Origin of the sequence: Photorhabdus namnaonensis (assembly GCF_001684335.1) — a bacterium.
Taxonomy (GTDB): domain Bacteria; phylum Pseudomonadota; class Gammaproteobacteria; order Enterobacterales; family Enterobacteriaceae; genus Photorhabdus; species Photorhabdus namnaonensis.
Window position 1 is genome coordinate 3345 of the sequence record NZ_LOIC01000052.1, and the last position, 847, is coordinate 4191.

Below are 847 nucleotides of genomic sequence, written 5' to 3' on the forward strand. Positions count from 1 at the left end.
CCCGTTCGACCCGGCAGCGACGCAGGACGTGCCGCTCAGTGAGTTTGAACGGTTCTTCCGACCCGGCGGCACGCTGGATGCCTTCTATCAGCAGAACCTGAAACCGTTTGTGGACAACAACCTGACCCACAGCGCCGACGGCCAGCAACTTATCCGTCAGGACGTGCTGGAACAGCTGAAACTGGCCGACCGTATCCGCGACACCTTCTTCACGCCGCAAAACGGTCTGGGCGCCCAGTTCGCTATTGAGCCCCTCAGCCTGACCGGCAATAAACGCCGCAGCCTGCTCAATCTCGACGGCCAGCTGCTCGATTATGCCCACGGCCGCGGCAGCATTGCGCACCTCATCTGGCCCAACTCGATGCGGGCCGGGGTGGAAAGCCAGCTCACGCTGATACCGGACGCCAGCGGCAAATCCCCGCGCGCCATCCGCTTCACCGGCCCGTGGGCTCAGCTGCGCCTGATTAACAGCGGCAAACTGACTAACGTGCGTCAGGAGGCGTTTGATGTGCGGTTCACGGTGGACGGCGGCGACATGACCTACCGTATCTACGTGGATGAATCCGACAACCCGTTTGCCGGCGGCCTGTTCAGCCAGTTCAGACTGCCTGACACGCTGTATTAATTGCAAAATCAACACCAGCCTGTCCTCCGCGCAGACGGAGGCAGGTGAAAGGATGAACGGCCATGCGTGAACACCCTGAAAATCTGATTATCCGCGCCGGCAGTAACCCGATGAATCTGCCGGCGTTCACGGCAATACGCGAAGAAATCAACAAAATCAACCACCCGTCTCAGCCGGCAGTGAACTGGCAACTCATCGAATCACTGGCCCTGACGCTGTTTC

Annotated in this window: 2 protein-coding genes; both read left to right on the forward strand. The window is 60.0% G+C overall.

Going from position 1 to position 847, the window contains the following annotated elements; translation table 11 throughout:
* On the forward strand, positions 1-625 hold a 625-nt coding region (locus Phpb_RS24835; RefSeq protein ID WP_276204265.1), incomplete at its 5' end, for a type VI secretion IcmF C-terminal domain-containing protein.
* A 110-nt stretch (positions 626-735) separates the two neighbouring features.
* The coding region (locus tag Phpb_RS26730; protein ID WP_240492494.1) for a hypothetical protein at positions 736-847 on the forward strand (112 nt) is incomplete at its 3' end.